The organism is Dokdonia donghaensis DSW-1 (assembly GCF_001653755.1).
GTDB classification, from domain to species: Bacteria; Bacteroidota; Bacteroidia; order Flavobacteriales; family Flavobacteriaceae; genus Dokdonia; species Dokdonia donghaensis.
Genome location: NZ_CP015125.1, coordinates 1,476,823 through 1,495,058, shown reverse-complemented (window position 1 = coordinate 1,495,058; position 18,236 = coordinate 1,476,823). Strand labels below are relative to the sequence as shown.

Here is an 18,236-nt window from a genome sequence, read left to right as displayed (position 1 = left end):
TGCTTTCGCGAAAGCGTGATTATCTAATTTTTAATGTTATGATAGAAAGTACCGCAAGCAATATCCCCACAATCCAAAAGCGGGAAACAATTTTACTCTCGTGAATACCTTTCTTTTGATAATGATGGTGTAATGGTGACATCAAGAAGATGCGCTTACCTTCTCCATATTTCTTTTTTGTGTATTTAAAATATCCTACTTGCATTACCACAGAGAGATTCTCCATTAAGAAAATCCCGCATAAAATAGGAATGAGCCATTCTTTTCTAGTAGCAATGGCGAGTACCGCTATAATTCCTCCTATAGTGAGACTACCTGTATCACCCATAAACACTTGTGCTGGATAAGCATTATACCATAAGAATCCAATAAGTGCTCCTACAAACGCAGCAATAAATATGAGCATCTCTCCCGTACCTGGGATATACATCACATTGAGATAATCACTAAAGATGATGTTACCAGATATAAAGGCAAATATGCCTAGCGTGAGCACTATAATAGCACTCGTACCCGCCGCGAGACCATCTATACCATCTGTAAGATTTGCTCCGTTTGAAACAGCTGTAATTATAAAAATCACGATAGGGATAAATATGATCCACGCATAGTCTTGCCAGTCTTCATTAATACTAGTAAGTATCGTGCTGTAATCTATCTCGTTATACTTTACAAAAGGAATAGTAGTCTTGAGACTCTTATGAGCTACGTCAAATTTATCATTACCTCTAAGCGTAGTGATTTCTACCTGCTCTGTTCCTGCTGTTTGCTTGATTTCTTCACGTATGGTAATGTCACTATGAAAGAACATTGTTGCCCCTACAATGATACCCAGCCCTACCTGGCCAATAACTTTATACTTACCAGCTAGACCGTCTTTATTTTTTTGCATTTTCTTCTTATAATCATCTAAGAAACCTATGATTCCCATCCACACAGTGGTTACTATTAAAAGAATGATATAGATATTTTGCAAGTCACCTAGAAGTAGTACAGGTATTAACGTAGCACCTATAATTATGAGACCTCCCATAGTAGGTGTTCCTGCTTTTTCTGCTTGTCCTTCTAGACCTAGATCCCGTATTTGCTCCCCCATTTGCTTGCGTTGCAAAAACTTAATCACACGCTCTCCATATACCGTAGATAGTATTAAAGAAAGCAACACAGCAAGCGCAGCTCTAAACGTACTGAACTGAAACAAGCCTGCACCTGGCAAGTTATAAGCTTCGTCTAACCATTGAAAAAGATAATACAGCATTACTTGTTAAGTTGTTTAAGAGTTTCTTGTACTATTTTATAATCATCAAAATCAAAACGCTCTCCATTTATCTCTTGATAAGTCTCGTGACCTTTACCTGCTATTAATATTATGTCTCCCGCATTTGCCAGTTGGCAAGCAGTTTTGATAGCTTGTTTTCTATCAGTAATAGACAGAATTCTTTTATAATGTATAGGCTCTACCCCTGCTTCTATTTGCTCAATAATAGCCTCTGGATTTTCTGACCTTGGGTTATCACTTGTGATAATAGCCTTTGTACTAAGTGCGCTAGCGATGTTTCCCATTTTAGGTCGCTTTGTAGCATCACGATCACCACCAGCACCTACAACCGTAATAAGCTCTTCATTTTTAGTACGAATATCATTTATGGTTTCTAGCACATTTTTAAGTGCATCTGGTGTATGTGCATAATCTACTATGGCAGTGACATTACCTTCAGAAATGAAATATTGAAAACGTCCTGACACACTCTCTAACTCACTTAAAAGCTGCAATGCTTCCATTTGATCTAGCCCCAAAAGTTCTGCTGTTGCAAAAATGGCTAAGAGGTTATATGCATTAAAAGAACCAATAAGCTTCACCCAAACTTCTTGATCTTGCACCTTGAGCAATAACCCAGATAGCTGGTTTTCTAAAATTTGCGCTCTGTAATCTGCATAAGATTTTAGCGCATACGTAACTTTTTTTGATTTTGTGTTCTGAACCATAACAGGTCCATTTTTATCATCGTTATTTACTAGCGCAAAAGCCGTTTTAGGCAACTCGTCAAAGAACTTTTTCTTAACATCTCTGTACTCTGCAAATGTCTCGTGGTAGTCTAGATGGTCGTGAGATAAATTTGTAAAAATCCCTCCCTCAAAATGTAAACCTTCTGTGCGCTTTTGGTGAATACCGTGAGAGCTCACCTCCATAAAACAATACTCAACCCCAGCAGCACTCATCTCTGCGAGATACTTATTAATAGTAAGACTATCTGGTGTAGTATGCGTTGCCTTATGCTCTGTTGCATCTACCATAATCTTCACAGTAGATAATAACCCAGTTTTATATCCAGCCTTCTTAAAAAGTTGATATAACAGACTGGCGATAGTAGTCTTACCATTAGTACCAGTAATCCCTATAAGCTTCAGATTTGCAGATGGGTTTCCGTAGTAATTACTTGCTATTGTAGCGAGCGCACTAGAGGTGTCTGCTACTTTCACGTAAGTGATACCATTTACAATTTGCTCCGGCATCTCCTCACAAATAATCGCTAGTGCTCCTTGTGCTACCGCTTTTTCTATATAATCGTGACCGTCACTCTGGGTACCACGTATCGCCACAAATACATCATTAAGAGACGCCTTACGCGAGTCAAAATGCACATCTGTAATAGCAATAGCCGTATTACCAACAACAGACTCTAGGGTTACTCTATATAATATGTCTTTAAGTAAAATCACGATAATTGCAGGGTAATGGTTTTGTTCTTTTCTATCTTATCACCTGCCTTAATAGACTGGCTTTTTACTTTTCCGCTTCCGCGAAAGTTTACTTTCAACCCTAAGTTTTCTAGCAATGCCACAGCGTCCATACCTGGCATTCCTTTTACATTTGGAATGGTCTTATGGCTCTTATTTACGTTTGCATAATACTTCTGAAAGTCATTTGTAATGCTAGAAGCATTATCTGCCGGCAGTGCTATTTCATCTACCACGGGCGTATCTGAATATATTTTTTGAGCAATTTCTTTAAAAACTGGAGCTGCAACTACATTACCATAAAACCCTATAGATTTTTTAGGCTTATTAACTACTACAATACACGAGTACTTAGGCTCATCTGCAGGAAAATATCCTGCAAAAGATGATATGTACCTGCCCGCTTCTATCCAGTACTCTGTTTGACAAGTACCCGTCTTTCCAGCCATAGAGAATTCCTTGCTGTAGATATTTCTTGCTGTACCACGCTCTACTGTTTTCTTCATCATCTCCTTAACAACATTAATTGTTTCCTGAGATGCGATGCGTGAGTTTATCACCTCTTTATCAAAAGTCTCAATGGTTTGATCCCACTCTTTTACCTCTTTGATAAAACGAGGTTTTACCATCTCACCATCATTTGCAATGGCATTATAAAATGTGAGTGTTTGTAATGGAGTAAGCTCTACGCCATAACCAAAGGCCATCCAAGGCAAGGTAGTACCATACCAGTTTTTATCTCCTGGGTACGGAAAATTAGGTTTTCCTTCTCCTTTTATCTCTAGCCCTAACTGATCGTTGAGACCCATATTAAAAAGTCGTTTTACAAACTTTTCTGGATCTGAAGCATAGTTATCGTTTATCATTTTCGCGAAAGCGGTATTACTACTCAACTCAAACGCTTTTGCAGCTGTTATTTTACCATAACCTCCACGCTTAGAATCTATAGCCGTACGGTCATAAAATTTTACTCGTCCATTTTCTGTATCAAACACGGTACTTGAGTCTATTACCTTATCTTCTAAGGCGGCCACCATAGACATCAATTTAAAAGTAGACCCAGGCTCGTGTGCCTCTCCTACCGCATAATTGAGACGCTCGTAATATTTTCCTTCTTTAGTACGACCTAAATTTGAGATGGCTTTAATCTCGCCGGTCTTAGTTTCCATAACAACCACACAACCGTGATCTGCTTGGTATTTTTCGAGACTAGTAAGCAAGGCGTTGTGTGCAACGTCTTGAATATTTACATCTATGGTAGATATGACATCATACCCATCGCGAGGCTCTACGACATTACCTATCCCTAAAGGTTTCCACTCTCCTTTTGCAATCTTTTGCTTAAGACGGCGTCCTTCTTTACCTCTTAGATAATAACCATATGCTCCTTCTAGACCTACGCGCGTATAATACCCACTATCATCCTGACGCTCGTATCCTACTGTGCGTTCTGCCATTTTTTCTAATGGATGCTCACGCTCTGTATGCTCTTCTACAATGATCCCTCCTCTAAACTGGCCTTTATTAAACAAAGGCAACGACTTGATTTTTACATAATCTGCATAACCTAGTTTACGGGCAATAAATAAATAGCGGTTTTTTGTGCTACGTGCTTTGCGCAGTCTATTTTCATAATATGACTGTGGTTTGCCAAGCACTTCAGAGAGCCCTTTAGAAAGTGCTACAATGTTTTCATTAAAATTATCCTTAGACGGTGCGATAGCATCCCAGCGTATATCATACTTAATTTGAGACGTAGCAAGAAGACTACCATCCTCTGCATAAAGATTACCACGCGTAGCTGGTATGGTAACCATCTTCTCGGTACTAGTAACAGCAAGCTCGCGATACTCGGCACCTTGAAAAACCTGTATTGCCACAAGTTTATATGCGATAATAAGCGCTAGAAGAAACATACATCCAGCGACGAAATAAAGGCGGTTTAATATGTTTTTTTCTGATGTAGCCACTCTTAATCTCTTTCTGCTGTTTTTACTTTAATTTTTTTTGGAGGAATATTTGAAGGCTTGACTCCTCTTGCCTCAAGCGCCTTTGCGACACTACTACTTGTTTTTAATTTCCAAAGATTTACTCTAGAGTCTACAGACTCACTACGCAACTCTGCAACTTCATCTTTAAGATCTGCTATCTCGTGAACCTTCTCATCTGCCCTATGCGAACTAGCAATCATAATGAGCGCCAGTGCCGAGAGAAAAATGATCATTCTCCAGTTTTTAAAAGCATCTTCGTCTACTAGAAACTTACCCTTGAGTATGTTATTTACTTTACCCATAAACGCACTACACTTTTGCAGCTATTCTAAGCTTTGCACTACGAGCTCTATTATTACTCTTTATTTCTTCTTTGCTAGGCACAATTAATCGCCCTACTTTTTTAAACGGCACGTCAAAATTGCCGTACATATCTTTTTCTGGCTCTCCTTCAAAAAGACCATTGCGTATGTAACGCTTTACCAATCTATCTTCAAGAGAGTGATAACTTATAAGACTTATTCTCCCACCCGGCTCAAGCAGTTGCTCAGTCTGAAGCAAAAACTCTTTAAGAACCTCAATCTCTTGATTTACCTCTATGCGTATTGCTTGATAAATCTGTGCAAGTATTTTATGCTCTCTATGTTTTGGCAGAAAGGCCGCAAGTACTTTTTTAAGTTGCTCGCTTGTTTTTATAGGCGCACTACCTCTCGCCATAACAATTGCACTAGCAAGCTTAGGCGCATTGCGCAACTCTCCATACTGCCAGAACACTTGCCTTAGATCCTCCTCTGCATAATCATTTACTACGTTATAAGCAGAGAGATCATCCTTCTGGTTCATACGCATATCAAGATCACTTTCAAAACGCGTAGAAAAACCTCGCTCTGCAACATCAAACTGATGTGAACTCACACCAAAATCTCCCAGAATACCATCTACCTTTTTATGCCCGTGAAAACGCAAGAAGCGCTTTATGAACCTAAAGTTTTCTGGTATGAGCACAAACCTGCTATCATCTGGCACATTTTGCGCTGCATCTGGATCTTGATCAAAACCATACAGCCTGCCATTTTCACCTAGCCTGCTCAAAATCTCCCTAGAGTGACCTCCACCGCCAAATGTGACATCTACATAAACACCATCTGGCTTTATGTCAAGACCATCTACGGTCTCATTTAATAAAACTGGGTTATGATAATCCATCTGGTATATCGCTATCTCCCATTACCTCCTCGGCTAGATCTGCAAAGTCTACTGCCGCCTCGTCAATGGCTTTTTCATATAAATCTTTATCCCAAATCTCAAGAATGTTAAACGCAGCATTTACTACGATAGATTTCTCAAGCTTTGCAAAACTTCCCAAATCCTTAGACACAAGAATCCTACCCGTACCGTCTACCTCTACAGGCTTTACACCTGCATTAAAACGACGTATAAACTCATCGTTCTTTTTTTTAAAACGATTAAGCTTATTCACTTTTGCGCTTAGCACATTCCACTCTGCAATAGGGTACAACTCAAGACACTTTTGAAACACAGCACGCTTAAGCACAAAACCATCCTGAAGGATAGGCGCCAGCTGCTTTTTAAACGCTTGAGGCAGCATAAGGCGGCCTTTGGCGTCTATTTTACATTCGTATGTTCCAATGAGATTAATCACTCGAGATGGGTTAGTTTTTATCTATTAACTCAAATATAGCGCAAATATTACCACTTTTTACCACATTCTACCACTTTGTTGATAAGTTGTACCACCACCCTATACTTGTTAACAATGGTTCATTACTTTAAATTGAGGCCTTTTACTCAAAAAAATCTTTGATATGTTGAGGCACGCTTTCGCGAAAGCTCACTAAAAACTCTCATAATGAACACTATATAACAGGATATAAACCCTGCAAAGCAAAGTCAAAAAATGGTAACCAATCAAAACCGAAATAGCTATATTTGCTTGGATTGAAGACTAACCACATTTATGACACACGACTTAATTACTGAAGGAGATTTTACCTATCTAGAGAAAGGCGAAGGCACACCAATTATTATCTTACACGGGTTAATGGGAGGCTTAAGCAACTTTGATGAGGTGACTTCTCATTTTTCGGAAAATGGGTACAAGGTGGTTATCCCAGAACTACCAGTTTATACAATGCCGCTTCTTAAGACTGGCGTAAAATCTTTTGCTTCATACCTGAACGATTTTATAAAAATGAAAGGGTATAAAGAAGTAATATTATTAGGTAACTCTATGGGAGGTCACGTGGGTCTTTATCATACAAAGATGGCTCCAGAAACCGTAAAAGCACTGGTTATCACAGGAAGCTCTGGTCTTTATGAGAGCGCAATGGGAGAAAGCTACCCTAAGCGTGGTGATTATGAGTACATCAAGCAAAAGGCACAAGGCGTTTTTTACAACCCTGACTGCGCTACAAAAGAAATTGTAGACGAAGTGTATGATACTGTAAATGACCGTAACAAGCTTCTTAAAACGCTTGCTATTGCAAAGAGTGCTATACGTCACAATATGGCGCAAGATCTTCCAGAGATGAAGACACCTACGTGCATCATCTGGGGAAAACAAGATGGTGTCACTCCACCAGAAGTTGCCGAAGATTTTAATAAATTGCTCCCAGATTCAGATCTATTTTGGATAGATGAGTGTGGTCACGCGGCAATGATGGAAAAGCCTAAGGAGTTTAACGACATACTTCTTAAGTGGCTCAAAGAAAGAGGTTTTTAACAACCTTAACTACAGACTAAACAATTTAAATTTATACTCTCAGCTTTTTGCAATTATCTCCACACGGTAATTGCTTTGCACTTTATTGTATTGTAATTCTTTAATAAGGGATTACATTGTTACTTTTGCATTATGAAAATAAAGTCTGCCACATTTGTAGTAAGTAATTCTGAGGTATCAAAATGCCCTAACACGCGCATACCAGAATACGCCTTTATAGGCCGCTCTAATGTAGGTAAGTCTTCACTTATAAATATGCTTACTAACCGTAAGAGTCTTGCCAAAACTTCTGGAAGACCAGGAAAAACGCAGCTTATTAATCACTTTTTAATAAACGAAAACTGGCACCTAGTTGATTTACCTGGTTATGGTTATGCTCGAGTATCAAAAAAAGATAAGAAGTATTTTCAAAAATTTATTACAGACTATTTTGAGCAACGCGAGCAAATGATCTCTGCTTTTGTCCTGGTAGATTGCCGCCACGAGCCTCAAAAAATAGATATGGAGTTTATGGAGTATATGGGTGAGAAGGAAATCCCTTTTTCCATCATATTTACTAAGGCAGACAAGCTTCGACCACAAGCTCTAGAACGCAATATAGAAGAGTACAAACGTATTATGCTTGAGGGTGTATGGTGGGAGTTTCCTAACTACTTTATAAGCAGCTCAAGTGATGGAACCGGGCAAGATGAAATTTTAAACTACATTGAGGAGATAAACAGCAATCTCAAAAATTAAAAAGACGCAACACCTCTTGCACTTCTTCTATTAAAGCTTCTGGCGTTTGCAACTCAGTAAGTCGCTCTTTTGAAATAGCAACTTCTAGACCGCTATCTGTAGCGGCTAGTACTAAAGGAAAATCATACTGCGGTAACCACTTAGAATTGTAACGCTTTAAGAACTCATCTTTATGCAAAAACTGCATTGGGGTTTTTACGCTTTCGCGAAAGCGTAACCACACCTTCTTTTCTGTAAAAGCTCCGTGGGTAAGATCACAAAGCTCGCACTGGTAAGTTTCTGGACTCACCAGCTTATGAGCCGTATCTAAAAGACCATTTATGGCGCCAGAGTTTGCATTATATATAAATAGCAAACCCATAATTTTTACTTCTCCTTTAAGTTAAGGTGCTCTGCAAAGTAATCTGTAAAATCTTTCATCGTATCTGCCATTTTCTCATCATTTGTAGCACGTTTAAAAGAGTCTGTCATCCCTACAAGCACTTGATGAAAAAACTGCTGCATCTCATCTACTGGCATATCCTTGGTCCATAAATCTATACGTACAGTTTCTTTCTGGTTAGGATCCCACAGAGAGAGTAGCATCGCTTTTGCCTCCTCATTTGCCACTCCTCCATCACGAGCTGTCCACGCCATTTTTTCTGGCACACGATTTTCATCAAGCTCAATAGAAATTTTTATATCAGATTTTATGTTTTTTGCCATTTCTTAGGGTTTATATTTTGCGTTTGCAAAGATAGTAGTTGCATCTTGATTCAATAGCGCTTTAAGCGATATATCATTTTTAGACATATATGACGCAACAATCTCATAACCTATAAATCTCCCTATGCGCCCAGGTGTTTCATTATCAAAGGATAGATAAAACTTTGAGAAAGGAGCAGGATCTATAAAACGACTAAGCAATTTTTTATCTGTGTCATAAAGCAGTTCATTTTTAATAAAGAACTCCCAGATATTCATCTCGTTTTCTTGTGCAAAGGTGAGCTCACTTTCTGTATACCCAAAAACCTCTTGAAGCGGGGTTTCTCCTAATAAGGTTTTCATTAAATACAGCTTTTTTCCCTCATAAATCATTTCTGAAAGAAAATCTTGAGTGCGTGGCTTACTTACTTTTTGATTTGCAAATGCTGCAGCAACATCTACTGCTATTTGCTCCTTTCTAAAGTTTTTACTTTGAAATTTAGGAATACCTATATAAAAATGGTGATCTGTACCTAGGTAGGTATCTAGACCTATAAGGAGAAGACTATCTGCCAGCACAACTTTATTTCTATAATCTACCTCAGAAGCAAGCGTTACTACCTTAGGCACAGTAGTCTCTGGAAAGTAATAAACTATATGACGAAATAGATTTTCTAACTGCTCCTCTTCTTGACTAAAATCTGGATATGTCTTTGCCAGCTCTTCATTAATTTCAATCTGGATGGTATCTTTAAAGCGCTGCGCCCAGTACTCATCTGGATATTTTTTTGAGAACAAATAAGGAAACTCCCCTTTTAAATTATCTAGCTCATTTATTGTAGACTTTGCAAACAACTGGTCAAAGCGTCGCACCTCCATATCTAACTCAATAGCTTCTATAGCGGCCTCCTCTTTTGAAATTTCAGCGCAGCCGGTTACTAGACCTAGCATTACTAAAAGCACAAGCATTTTATTCATAGAGTTTGTATCTTTATAATTCATAACGCAGGTAATACAAAAAGTTGTATTGTATCGCGTTTACAAAGGTAAAAGTACCAATTTTATACACTCTAAAATAATCACAAATGCAAACCGAAAAAGTAGTAGATCACATCGTAAACTGGTTAAAAGAATATGCAACTAATGCGAGAATGAATGGTTTTGTAGTAGGCATAAGTGGTGGTATAGATAGTGCACTCACCTCGACATTATGTGCAAAAACTGGACTTAGGGTACTTTGTGTAGAGATGCCTATACATCAAGATGAGCGTCAAGTTACACGTGCAAAAGAACACATCAAACAACTTAAAGAAAGATTTGCAAACGTGACAGACGTGGAGGTTAACCTTACCGATACCTTTGAGCAAATGAAAAAAGCTGTGCCCGCAGTAGAGATGAGCGAGCAACTTAATCTAAGTCTAGCAAATACGAGAGCTAGACTACGTATGAGTACTTTGTATTACTTTGCTGGGTTACACAAATACCTTGTCGCTGGTACAGGTAATAAGGTAGAAGACTTTGGCGTAGGCTTTTATACAAAATATGGTGATGGAGGCGTAGACTTAAGCCCTATTGCAGATTTAATGAAATCTGAAGTGTATGCCTGTGCTGTACACGTAGGTGTTCCTGAGAGTATACAAAAAGCCGCTCCTACAGATGGATTATGGGGAGATGACCGCACAGACGAAGATCAAATAGGAGCAACATATGACCAGCTAGAATGGGCAATGCAGCAAGATGACAATGGTGGAAAATCTGACAACTGGACAGATGAGCAACATAGAGTATTTAAGCTTTATAAAAAATTAAATACAGCAAATCTTCATAAAATGAACCCGATTCCGGTGTGCGAAATACCCGTTAGTCTTAAATAAAGTGTGTTTTAGCGATTTTTTTAACAAAAACGTTAATAACTTTATCAATATAGCTTACATTAGTGCAGCAAACAAACAAGTAAACCCCTCAATTTCTTGTTTCATTATTTGTTAAAACAATAACTAATGAACAAAGTACTAATAGCAGATCATCACCCGATCACACGAAAGGGTATTTCCTCTATTCTACAATCCGAAGGTCATTATGACATTATAGGTTATGTAAAAGATGGAAATAACCTTCTGAACACCTTGACCACAACCGAGGTGGATATCCTCATTCTTGAAATCGATATCCCTAACCTAAATAGTATAACTGCCCTAAAAGCAATTAAGAGAGAGTTCCCCCATATCAAGATACTCGTTTTAAGCTGTCATCCCGAGGAGATGTATGCTCTAAGCGCTATCAAATATGGAGCCTCTGGATATGTTGCAAAAACAGCAGATGTAGAGCGTATTGTAAACGCCATTACACAAGTTCAAAAAGGTGGTATATACCTTAATGAAGCTTTAAGCCAGCGACTTGTAAATGATGGTAATGCTACGCAAGGTTTAGCATATAAGTATAAAAAACTCTCAAGTAGAGAGATCGAAGTTCTCAACCTCTTATCTAATGGTAAGCGCAACAAAGAAATTGCCGCCGACCTAGATATTAACGAGAAAACCGTAAGTACTTATAAGATGCGATTACTCAAAAAACTAGAAGCACAAAATGTGGCAGAGCTCATAAAGCACGCACGTTTATTGCAGAGTAGTCATATCTAGACCGACAGCACTCGGCCCAGTTTATTACCCAGCAAGGTATTGAGCGATTGGTAATCAAGAATGTCTTTAATAATCTCCTGATTATTAGAGCTTCCTTGTGTCTCCTCCATAAGCTCTTTTATCTTCTGGGTGATAAGGTATTTACGTAAACTAAGCACAGTTTCTGATACAAACTGAGCTATTGAGGTCTCTTTTTTACGTACATACACCTCTCGTGTATCCCAGCGGTGTAGCTCATACTTCTCATCATTAAGAACGATGTTAGAAATCTCACTTGCTTCTTCTGGAGCGAGCTCATTGATGAAGTTTTGAATTTGAAAATTATCATTTAAATTCATTTGCTCCACTATTCTCACATACAAGACCTTAAAAAGGTCGTTTGTAAACTCTACCTCATCATCTTGTAGGTCTAAATAGATTTTTTCAAAAACCCTAAGTTTATGAACCTCTGGTACTAGGCCTAGTGAGCCATCTTCATTTTCTTTAAGAACAAGATCTTCAAAATCTTCTTCCACCTGCCCGTATAAAAGCAATGACTCTATAAGCTTGCGCTCAAGCTCATATAACACATTAACTTTCTCGACAGCATTAGGCATCTCGTCTGGCACCACAGACATATATTCAGGTGGTGGTGATTGAGATTGATTACCTCTATATTGTTTTACAGCCTCCTTTTTATCTTTCTTGAGTATTTGAGCAAGCGTATTATACAACACAGTCTCAGAGACCTCCATTATACGCGCACACTCTTGCACATAAATTTCTTGCTTTATGGCGTCAGGTATTTTAGAAATACTCTCTACCATATCACGCACAGTATCTGCTTTTTTTACAGGATCACCAGCCGCTTCTTCTACAAGTAGGTTTGCTTTGTACTGTATAAAGTCTTTTGCATTTTCATCAAAAAAAGCAACGATTTCTTCTTTACTATGCTTTCGCGAAAATGAGTCTGGATCTTCCCCCTCAGGAAAGGAGCAAACCCTCACATTCATTCCCTGCTCGAGAATTAAATCAATCCCTCGTAGTGCAGCACGCTGTCCCGCAGCATCACCATCAAAAAGAACCGTTATATTTTTAGTAAGTCTATTTATTAATCGTATTTGCTCTGGTGTAAGTGCCGTTCCAGAAGAAGAAACTACATTCTCAATACCAGACTGAAACATTTGTATCACATCTGTATACCCTTCTACCAGGTAACAGTTATCCTCCTTTGCAATAGCTTGCTTTGCATAGTAAATACCATACAGCACTTTACTCTTATGGTAAATGTCACTCTCTGGCGAGTTGAGATACTTTGCTGCTTTCTTACTACTATCTAATATTCTACCTCCAAAACCTAGCACACGACCACTCATAGAGTGTATAGGAAACATCACACGCCCTTTAAAACGGTCAAATTGCTTCTCCTCCTTAACTATAGAGAGTCCTGTCTTTTCTAAGTAATCTAGTTTGTAACCTTGACGTATTGCCTCACTCGTAAAAGCATCCCATTGATCTGGATTATACCCTAGCTGAAATTTTTCAATAGTCGCTGCAATAAACCCGCGTTCTTTAAAATATGAAAGACCTATAGCCTTACCCTGCTCTGAGTTGAGCATCGTTTTATGGAAGTAATCACGAGCATACTCACTCACGAGATACATACTCTCACGCTCATTTGCAGCCTCCTTTTGCTCGTCTGTGCGCTCTGTTTCTTCTACCTCAATGTTGTACTTTTTGGCTAGGTATTTTATCGCTTCTGGATAGCTAAAGTGCTCGTGTTCCATCAAAAATGAAACCGCCGAACCTCCTTTACCAGTAGAAAAATCTTTCCAAATTTGTTTTACAGGACTCACCATAAAACTAGGCGTACGCTCGTCAGAAAATGGAGAGAGGCCTTTAAAATTTGATCCAGATTTTTTAAGATTTACAAAATCACCTATCACCTCCTCTACACGGGCGGTTTCAAAAACTTTGTCTATGGTTTCTTTTGATATCAAATCTAGATTGGCGTGATTATGTTACAATAACTTTTGGTAGCCTGCAAAAGTACTTCAAATTACAACAGTTTTCAATATAATACACAAGAGCGTTTTTATAAAATAGAATCACATATAAATAGAAATAGCCCAGACATTTTACATATCTGAGCTACCTTCTTTCTTAATTCCGCTTTCGCGAAAGCAAAAAAAACCAGCCTTTAAGAAAAAAAGACTGGGATTTTTCCCTTTAAAACTAGCAGGCTTACTGCTTAAAAACTTTGATATGATGCACTCCATTTAGACTTAATACATATATACCTGAAGCTAAATCCTCCAAATCTATTGATGTATTTGGCAAATAATCTCCAGACACTACTTTTTTACCATCAAGACTATAGATTTCATATGGAGTCACTGCATTAATTCCTGAGAGTTGTAAGTGGCTTTCTACAGGATTAGGAAATACAGTAAGAGTGGTTTTTGTAGCATTACTTACAGATAAATTATCTAATGCTATTCTATAGATACCTCCCTCTTGACCAGTACTTGAATAATAGAAAAAATCACCCGCTGCATCTATACTATATAGATTTGTAGCATTACCTAGGTCTAAGGTTCTAAGTAACGTTGCTTCTTGCGCACTACTATCAGAAAGGTCTTTTGTATACACACTATTATTCTGGTCGCTACCTATGTATAATACATCACCCTCAACTACAAACGTCCAAGCACGCTCTGGTGTGGTAGTCACTAATTGTGGAGTAGGGTTTGTGGCTGTAATATCTAATGAAAATAGTTGATAATCTATAGGCTCTTCAAAGTCTGACTGTGTACTATAATACAGCACATCATTTGCTATGATCATATTAAAAATAGGCAATATGCTCGCTGGATCAAAGAATACTTCCTGCGTACTATCTGGATCATTCATTTGAAACCGTAGTATTTGTGGAGCTGTTGTGTTATAATACACTGTATTCCCAGAAATAGCCATCCCTAGCACCTCCCCACCAGTAGTAGCTCCTTGTTGTATTAGAGTAAGATTACTCTCTGTAATAGCTGCAGCATAGATCGGACCTCCAAACTCTGAGATATACACATTCTCTTCTGTAGGGTTTACAGCAAATCGTAAATGCGGATTTGTACCTGAACCTGTCCCGATAATGTTCTCTGTAAAATCTGAGGTGTTTAAATCATACGTTCCCACTTGCGCTCCTTGACCACCACGGTAGAGCGTGTTTCCAATTACGGTAATCTCTCCATAAGGGTTGCCTAGAGCTATCGTTTCTGGAGTTTGCGCGGTCGCGCCAAAACCCATAAATAATAGTATTATAATCTTGATTATAGTTTTCATAAAATCTTAAAATTAAAAATGGGACACCTAAGCATCCCATTTATTAAACTATTCTTAGTTACTCACAAGGGCCATCACAAGGCATTGCATTCTCGAAATCCTCCTGAGTGATGGTGTACAAAAACTCATCATTCCCTATATTTTCATAACTTCCGTGACGGAAAGGGTTTCTGTTTAATGGATCACTAAATACAGGCTCGTCGTTAGATAGATCTACGTCAAAAACAATACATATTCGTCATCAAAAACAATAGCAACCTCGTCTGCGCCTAATGATTGAACTGGCGTTGTGGTTTCTGGTAACATTGTCAAATTACCAAGCTCTAACCGCTCGCCCCTGTAAATTTCATTTGTACCCAACATTACATAAGTATTTAGTTCATCTATATTATTTAAACTTAATAACAATGTGACATTATTATTGGTTTCATTCAATATGGCATAAGTTCTCATCTCCCGCTCAGTCTCTGGACCACAAGATAGGACTAATAGCAAAAAAATTGTAGCAAAAAATATATTTCTCATTAATTCCAGTTATCAAAAAGTTCATCTAAATTATTCCTGCTTGCATTCGCTGGGTTCTGTTGAAAAACTCTGTTTTCCCAATTATGCCAAGAAAACAATCTGTGCAGTACTATTTTATTTGTCATATTAACCAGTTCTTAATAAAGGTATTACAGCTTTAATCTCAAATAGCTGATTCTTTTTACAAGATGCAAAATTTTCTAAAAAGTTGCGTTTGTTTTTGGGATATAAAAAAAATTCCGCTTTCGCGAAAGCGTAATAAAACACTTTTACAAAAACGGAATACTAGCTATACATTATATGTTACCAGTCCCAACGTAAGCCTAGAGAGACATTATTTACATCACCTAAGTCACTTGTGCTGAAAGCGGTGCTCAAGTCATACTTACCGTACAGGCTAAGGTCTTGCGAAAGTCTTATGTAGCTACTCACCCCATAAACAAAGTTATCACCACCAAAGTCTTGCTTCTCTTTTGTCTTGATGCGGTCTCCATTTTCTTTATACTTCAATTTTTGTTGTGTCCCAAGTCGCACACCTACATAACCTCCTATACCCATTCTAAATTTACCTGACAGCCTATAGCGCACATAGTCTTCTTCTTGCTCCTTTTTCCACCCGCCAAATTCTAGGTGCACAGGCACCACTAGGTTTGAGAAACGTAACTGGGTCTTGTCTAACTCTTGTGGGAACTCCTCATAAGCAGCGACACCATCTGTGACTACGAGTCGCTCATTTTGTTTTGTAAACAGCTTGTTAGTTTGCAATGACACTCCATACTTGAGGTGAAGTGCGCCAGAGTTTTGAAATACTCTCGTTTTCCAGGCATAACCTAGTTCAAAAAAGCGCGATTTACCTATGGTGAACTTATCGCCAAAGTTGGCTCCATTTTCTACAATACCGTTGTTGAGACCAAAGGCAAATACAAGCTCGCTATAGGTACGTCTGTCATAGGTGACTTTTTTTGGCTTATTTGTATTTACAGCAATACCTAATACTCTGTTGCCATTCTCATCTGCACTACCAAAACCTATTTCTACAGAGCTTCCTTTTGAAGGGTCTATGCGGCCGGTTCTTTTTACCAGTGCGATTTGATTATCTATAATGGCTAGTTCGTTTTCTATATTAAGAGCAACTTCTTGTGCGGCATCCTTTTTTTGCTGTTCTGCCTGGGTGGCACTAATGTTTTGTTTTTCTCGCTGTGCATTTATATACTGGATTCTCTGTTTGAGATTGCTTTTCCAGTTTTCTTTTACATTCTCTTTTCGAGCTTCTAGGGTTGATACTTGGTCTACAATTTTTTGAGAGACCTCTTGTTGCGCTTCTTGCGCTTTTACGTTTTGGGCAAAGATTACCACTGTTGCCGCAAGGGCAATTTTAAAAATTGTGTTCATAATAGTTTGTGTTTTGTGCGCTCGATGATGGCGCGTTATTGATGAATTTTCTTAATTATCTTTATTTGCAACTGCCTCTACGGCTCTATTAAACTCTTTTTTAAGCGTGCGAAACATTCTATCTTTAAAGGAGTCTGGATCTACCTCTGCTTCGGCGTCTAGTAGTAACTCGTTTGCATCTACCACTCGTTGGGGCTGTGCAAATACTGGTTGTTTATTGATATTTTGCTGGGCAGCTTTGAGTAGGTTTTCTACCTCATCATCTAGCAACTCATCGCTTGTTTTTACTTCATCAGGATTAACACCTACAACAGCATTTATAGTAGGTTTTATCGCTGCTTCTTTACTAATAGAAGTGGCTACAGCTTCTTCTACTTGTGAGTTTATACTATTAGCATTACTGTATGGGTGATACTTACTTTTAGCAGGAGTTGTTGTTTTCTTCTTTGTAGCAGTATTGTTCTTGGGTGATGTGACAGATTTTGTTTTTTGTAGTTCTACGCTATTTGTTGTGGCATCTGTTAGTAAGATTTCTCTAGGCTTATCAATTGCTTGTTCTGGTGTCACCTTCTCTATCACCTCTTCTGGTTGATTTTCTACATAAGGCGTTTGTTCATCTACCACACTCGTGTTGTAAATAAGTGCTGTGATAAACACGCCTGCAATAAAGCTTGCCGCGATACCCATCCATAAAACTATTTTACTTTTTTTCTTGCCCTGACTAGCATCTAGCTTGCCCTCTATACGATCCCAGGCAGATGCGGTAGGCTCGAGACGGCGTCTCTCTAGCTTATCTTTAAAATTATCTTCTAAGTTCATCTGTACCGTTATTTATTAAATCTTTATTTACCGCTGCTTGTAACTGCTTTCTCGCTTTAAACAATTGGCTTTTTGAAGTGCTCTCACTAATCCCAAGTGCTTTTGCTATCTCTCTGTGCTTATACCCTTCTATAGCATACATTACAAATACGACTCGATATCCTTCTGGCAGGTCATCTATGAGTGATTGTATATGCGCCACTTCAAGATCTGTCTGTATGTTATTTATCGCATCATTATTTCCTACCACGCCATCTTCTGAGAAGTACAACTTCTTTATAGCTCTTAGGTATGAGATGCTTTCTCGCACCATAATCTTGCGTATCCACCCTTCAAAACTCCCGTTACCACTGTAGGTGTCTAGCTTTGTAAATACTTTTAAGAAACCGTTGCACATTGCTTCTTCGGCTTGATGTACATCTTTTATATAATAACGACAGACGCTCAGCATTTTTGGCGAGTGCTCATCATAGAGTTTGCGCTGTGCATCTCTATTGCCTTTAATGGCTTTTTTTATGAGTTGTCGCTCGTTATTAAATTGTATGACTTTCATACCTGATGTTTGGGTTTCTATTTATAAAGACGCAGCGTTTGTAAAAAAGGTTGCCTCAAGGCAAAAAAAAAATCCAAATTTCTTCTTACCATAGTGTA

At 38.4% G+C, this 18,236-nt stretch carries 19 protein-coding genes; 4 read left to right on the top strand and 15 right to left on the bottom strand.

Features of this window, described 5'->3' with window-relative positions:
* Nucleotides 1–19: 19 nt before the first annotated feature.
* From mraY to mraZ, 6 genes are read right to left on the bottom strand one after another with little or no spacing between them, the layout of a single operon-like run.
* Nucleotides 20–1,258, bottom strand: a complete 1,239-nt coding sequence (gene mraY, locus I597_RS06570; protein WP_035327637.1) for a phospho-N-acetylmuramoyl-pentapeptide-transferase — start codon at nucleotides 1,256–1,258, stop codon at nucleotides 20–22.
* Nucleotides 1,258–2,721, bottom strand: a complete 1,464-nt coding sequence (locus tag I597_RS06565; protein ID WP_035327636.1) for a UDP-N-acetylmuramoyl-L-alanyl-D-glutamate--2,6-diaminopimelate ligase — start codon at nucleotides 2,719–2,721, stop codon at nucleotides 1,258–1,260. The genes mraY and I597_RS06565 overlap by 1 nt, the downstream gene beginning before the upstream one ends.
* Complete coding sequence (locus I597_RS06560; RefSeq protein ID WP_035327634.1) at nucleotides 2,718–4,709, bottom strand: penicillin-binding protein; 1,992 nt, start codon at nucleotides 4,707–4,709, stop codon at nucleotides 2,718–2,720. The genes I597_RS06565 and I597_RS06560 overlap by 4 nt, the downstream gene beginning before the upstream one ends.
* 2 nt (nucleotides 4,710–4,711) lie before the next feature.
* Entirely contained in the window at nucleotides 4,712–5,032 is a 321-nt protein-coding gene (locus I597_RS06555) for an FtsL-like putative cell division protein (protein ID WP_035327633.1), read from the bottom strand.
* A gap of 7 nt (nucleotides 5,033–5,039) precedes the next feature.
* Entirely contained in the window at nucleotides 5,040–5,936 is an 897-nt protein-coding gene (rsmH, locus tag I597_RS06550; RefSeq protein WP_035327632.1) for a 16S rRNA (cytosine(1402)-N(4))-methyltransferase RsmH, read from the bottom strand.
* Complete coding sequence (gene mraZ / locus I597_RS06545) at nucleotides 5,923–6,393, bottom strand: division/cell wall cluster transcriptional repressor MraZ (protein ID WP_035327631.1); 471 nt, start codon at nucleotides 6,391–6,393, stop codon at nucleotides 5,923–5,925. The genes rsmH and mraZ overlap by 14 nt, the downstream gene beginning before the upstream one ends.
* 315 nt (nucleotides 6,394–6,708) lie before the next feature.
* On the opposite strand from mraZ, the gene I597_RS06540 reads away from it, so the two are divergent.
* Both I597_RS06540 and yihA read left to right on the top strand, forming a co-directional pair.
* The gene (locus I597_RS06540; RefSeq protein ID WP_035327629.1) at nucleotides 6,709–7,473 is read left to right on the top strand and encodes an alpha/beta fold hydrolase; all 765 of its coding nucleotides are present in this window, start codon (nucleotides 6,709–6,711) and stop codon (nucleotides 7,471–7,473) included.
* 132 nt (nucleotides 7,474–7,605) lie between these two features.
* Nucleotides 7,606–8,211, top strand: coding sequence for a ribosome biogenesis GTP-binding protein YihA/YsxC (yihA, locus tag I597_RS06535; RefSeq protein ID WP_035327628.1), 606 nt, complete (start codon nucleotides 7,606–7,608; stop codon nucleotides 8,209–8,211).
* On the opposite strand, the gene I597_RS06530 is transcribed toward yihA, so the two are convergent.
* The 3 genes from I597_RS06530 to gldB are packed head-to-tail and all read right to left on the bottom strand — an operon-like array spanning nucleotide 8,201 to nucleotide 9,897.
* On the bottom strand, nucleotides 8,201–8,572 hold the full coding sequence (locus I597_RS06530) for a hypothetical protein (RefSeq protein ID WP_035327626.1): 372 nt from the start codon (nucleotides 8,570–8,572) through the stop codon (nucleotides 8,201–8,203). The genes yihA and I597_RS06530 overlap by 11 nt on opposite strands.
* A 5-nt stretch (nucleotides 8,573–8,577) precedes the next feature.
* On the bottom strand, nucleotides 8,578–8,916 hold the full coding sequence (gldC, locus tag I597_RS06525; RefSeq protein ID WP_035327624.1) for a gliding motility protein GldC: 339 nt from the start codon (nucleotides 8,914–8,916) through the stop codon (nucleotides 8,578–8,580).
* Between the two features lie 3 nt (nucleotides 8,917–8,919).
* Nucleotides 8,920–9,897, bottom strand: a complete 978-nt coding sequence (gene gldB, locus I597_RS06520) for a gliding motility lipoprotein GldB (RefSeq protein ID WP_081965016.1) — start codon at nucleotides 9,895–9,897, stop codon at nucleotides 8,920–8,922.
* An 83-nt stretch (nucleotides 9,898–9,980) separates the two neighbouring features.
* On the opposite strand from gldB, the gene nadE reads away from it, so the two are divergent.
* A complete protein-coding gene (gene nadE / locus I597_RS06515) occupies nucleotides 9,981–10,769 on the top strand; it encodes an NAD(+) synthase (RefSeq protein ID WP_035327623.1) in 789 nt (262 codons plus the stop codon).
* A 126-nt stretch (nucleotides 10,770–10,895) separates the two neighbouring features.
* Nucleotides 10,896–11,534: a response regulator gene (locus tag I597_RS06510; protein WP_035327622.1), complete on the top strand. Its 639-nt coding sequence runs from the start codon at nucleotides 10,896–10,898 to the stop codon at nucleotides 11,532–11,534.
* Here I597_RS06510 and dnaG read toward each other — a convergent pair.
* The 6 genes from dnaG to I597_RS06480 form a co-directional block, all read right to left on the bottom strand.
* Nucleotides 11,531–13,513 (bottom strand): DNA primase, encoded by a 1,983-nt coding sequence (gene dnaG / locus I597_RS06505; protein ID WP_035327620.1) that lies wholly within the window; start codon nucleotides 13,511–13,513, stop codon nucleotides 11,531–11,533. The genes I597_RS06510 and dnaG overlap by 4 nt on opposite strands.
* 244 nt (nucleotides 13,514–13,757) lie before the next feature.
* The gene (locus I597_RS06500) at nucleotides 13,758–14,849 is read right to left on the bottom strand and encodes a T9SS type A sorting domain-containing protein (protein WP_081965015.1); all 1,092 of its coding nucleotides are present in this window, start codon (nucleotides 14,847–14,849) and stop codon (nucleotides 13,758–13,760) included.
* 213 nt (nucleotides 14,850–15,062) lie between these two features.
* Entirely contained in the window at nucleotides 15,063–15,374 is a 312-nt protein-coding gene (locus I597_RS06495; protein ID WP_035327617.1) for a hypothetical protein, read from the bottom strand.
* A 303-nt stretch (nucleotides 15,375–15,677) separates the two neighbouring features.
* Nucleotides 15,678–16,766: a hypothetical protein gene (locus I597_RS06490; RefSeq protein WP_035327615.1), complete on the bottom strand. Its 1,089-nt coding sequence runs from the start codon at nucleotides 16,764–16,766 to the stop codon at nucleotides 15,678–15,680.
* A gap of 51 nt (nucleotides 16,767–16,817) precedes the next feature.
* Nucleotides 16,818–17,585 carry a hypothetical protein gene (locus tag I597_RS06485; RefSeq protein ID WP_035327613.1) on the bottom strand — a complete coding sequence of 256 codons (768 nt, stop codon included), beginning with the start codon at nucleotides 17,583–17,585 and terminating at the stop codon, nucleotides 16,818–16,820.
* The gene (locus I597_RS06480; RefSeq protein ID WP_035327612.1) at nucleotides 17,569–18,138 is read right to left on the bottom strand and encodes an RNA polymerase sigma factor; all 570 of its coding nucleotides are present in this window, start codon (nucleotides 18,136–18,138) and stop codon (nucleotides 17,569–17,571) included. The genes I597_RS06485 and I597_RS06480 overlap by 17 nt, the downstream gene beginning before the upstream one ends.
* Nucleotides 18,139–18,236 lie beyond the last annotated feature (98 nt).

Coding starts and splice junctions, on each gene's coding strand:
- mraY (WP_035327637.1), bottom strand. CDS start 1,258: ATGCTGTATTATCTTTTTCAATGGTTAGACGAAGCTTATAACTTGCCA.
- I597_RS06555 (WP_035327633.1), bottom strand. CDS start 5,032: ATGGGTAAAGTAAATAACATACTCAAGGGTAAGTTTCTAGTAGACGAA.
- rsmH (WP_035327632.1), bottom strand. CDS start 5,936: ATGGATTATCATAACCCAGTTTTATTAAATGAGACCGTAGATGGTCTT.
- I597_RS06540 (WP_035327629.1), top strand. CDS start 6,709: ATGACACACGACTTAATTACTGAAGGAGATTTTACCTATCTAGAGAAA.
- yihA (WP_035327628.1), top strand. CDS start 7,606: ATGAAAATAAAGTCTGCCACATTTGTAGTAAGTAATTCTGAGGTATCA.
- I597_RS06530 (WP_035327626.1), bottom strand. CDS start 8,572: ATGGGTTTGCTATTTATATATAATGCAAACTCTGGCGCCATAAATGGT.
- gldC (WP_035327624.1), bottom strand. CDS start 8,916: ATGGCAAAAAACATAAAATCTGATATAAAAATTTCTATTGAGCTTGAT.
- gldB (WP_081965016.1), bottom strand. CDS start 9,897: ATGAATTATAAAGATACAAACTCTATGAATAAAATGCTTGTGCTTTTA.
- nadE (WP_035327623.1), top strand. CDS start 9,981: ATGCAAACCGAAAAAGTAGTAGATCACATCGTAAACTGGTTAAAAGAA.
- I597_RS06510 (WP_035327622.1), top strand. CDS start 10,896: ATGAACAAAGTACTAATAGCAGATCATCACCCGATCACACGAAAGGGT.
- I597_RS06500 (WP_081965015.1), bottom strand. CDS start 14,849: ATGAAAACTATAATCAAGATTATAATACTATTATTTATGGGTTTTGGC.
- I597_RS06495 (WP_035327617.1), bottom strand. CDS start 15,374: ATGAGAAATATATTTTTTGCTACAATTTTTTTGCTATTAGTCCTATCT.
- I597_RS06490 (WP_035327615.1), bottom strand. CDS start 16,766: ATGAACACAATTTTTAAAATTGCCCTTGCGGCAACAGTGGTAATCTTT.
- I597_RS06485 (WP_035327613.1), bottom strand. CDS start 17,585: ATGAACTTAGAAGATAATTTTAAAGATAAGCTAGAGAGACGCCGTCTC.
- I597_RS06480 (WP_035327612.1), bottom strand. CDS start 18,138: ATGAAAGTCATACAATTTAATAACGAGCGACAACTCATAAAAAAAGCC.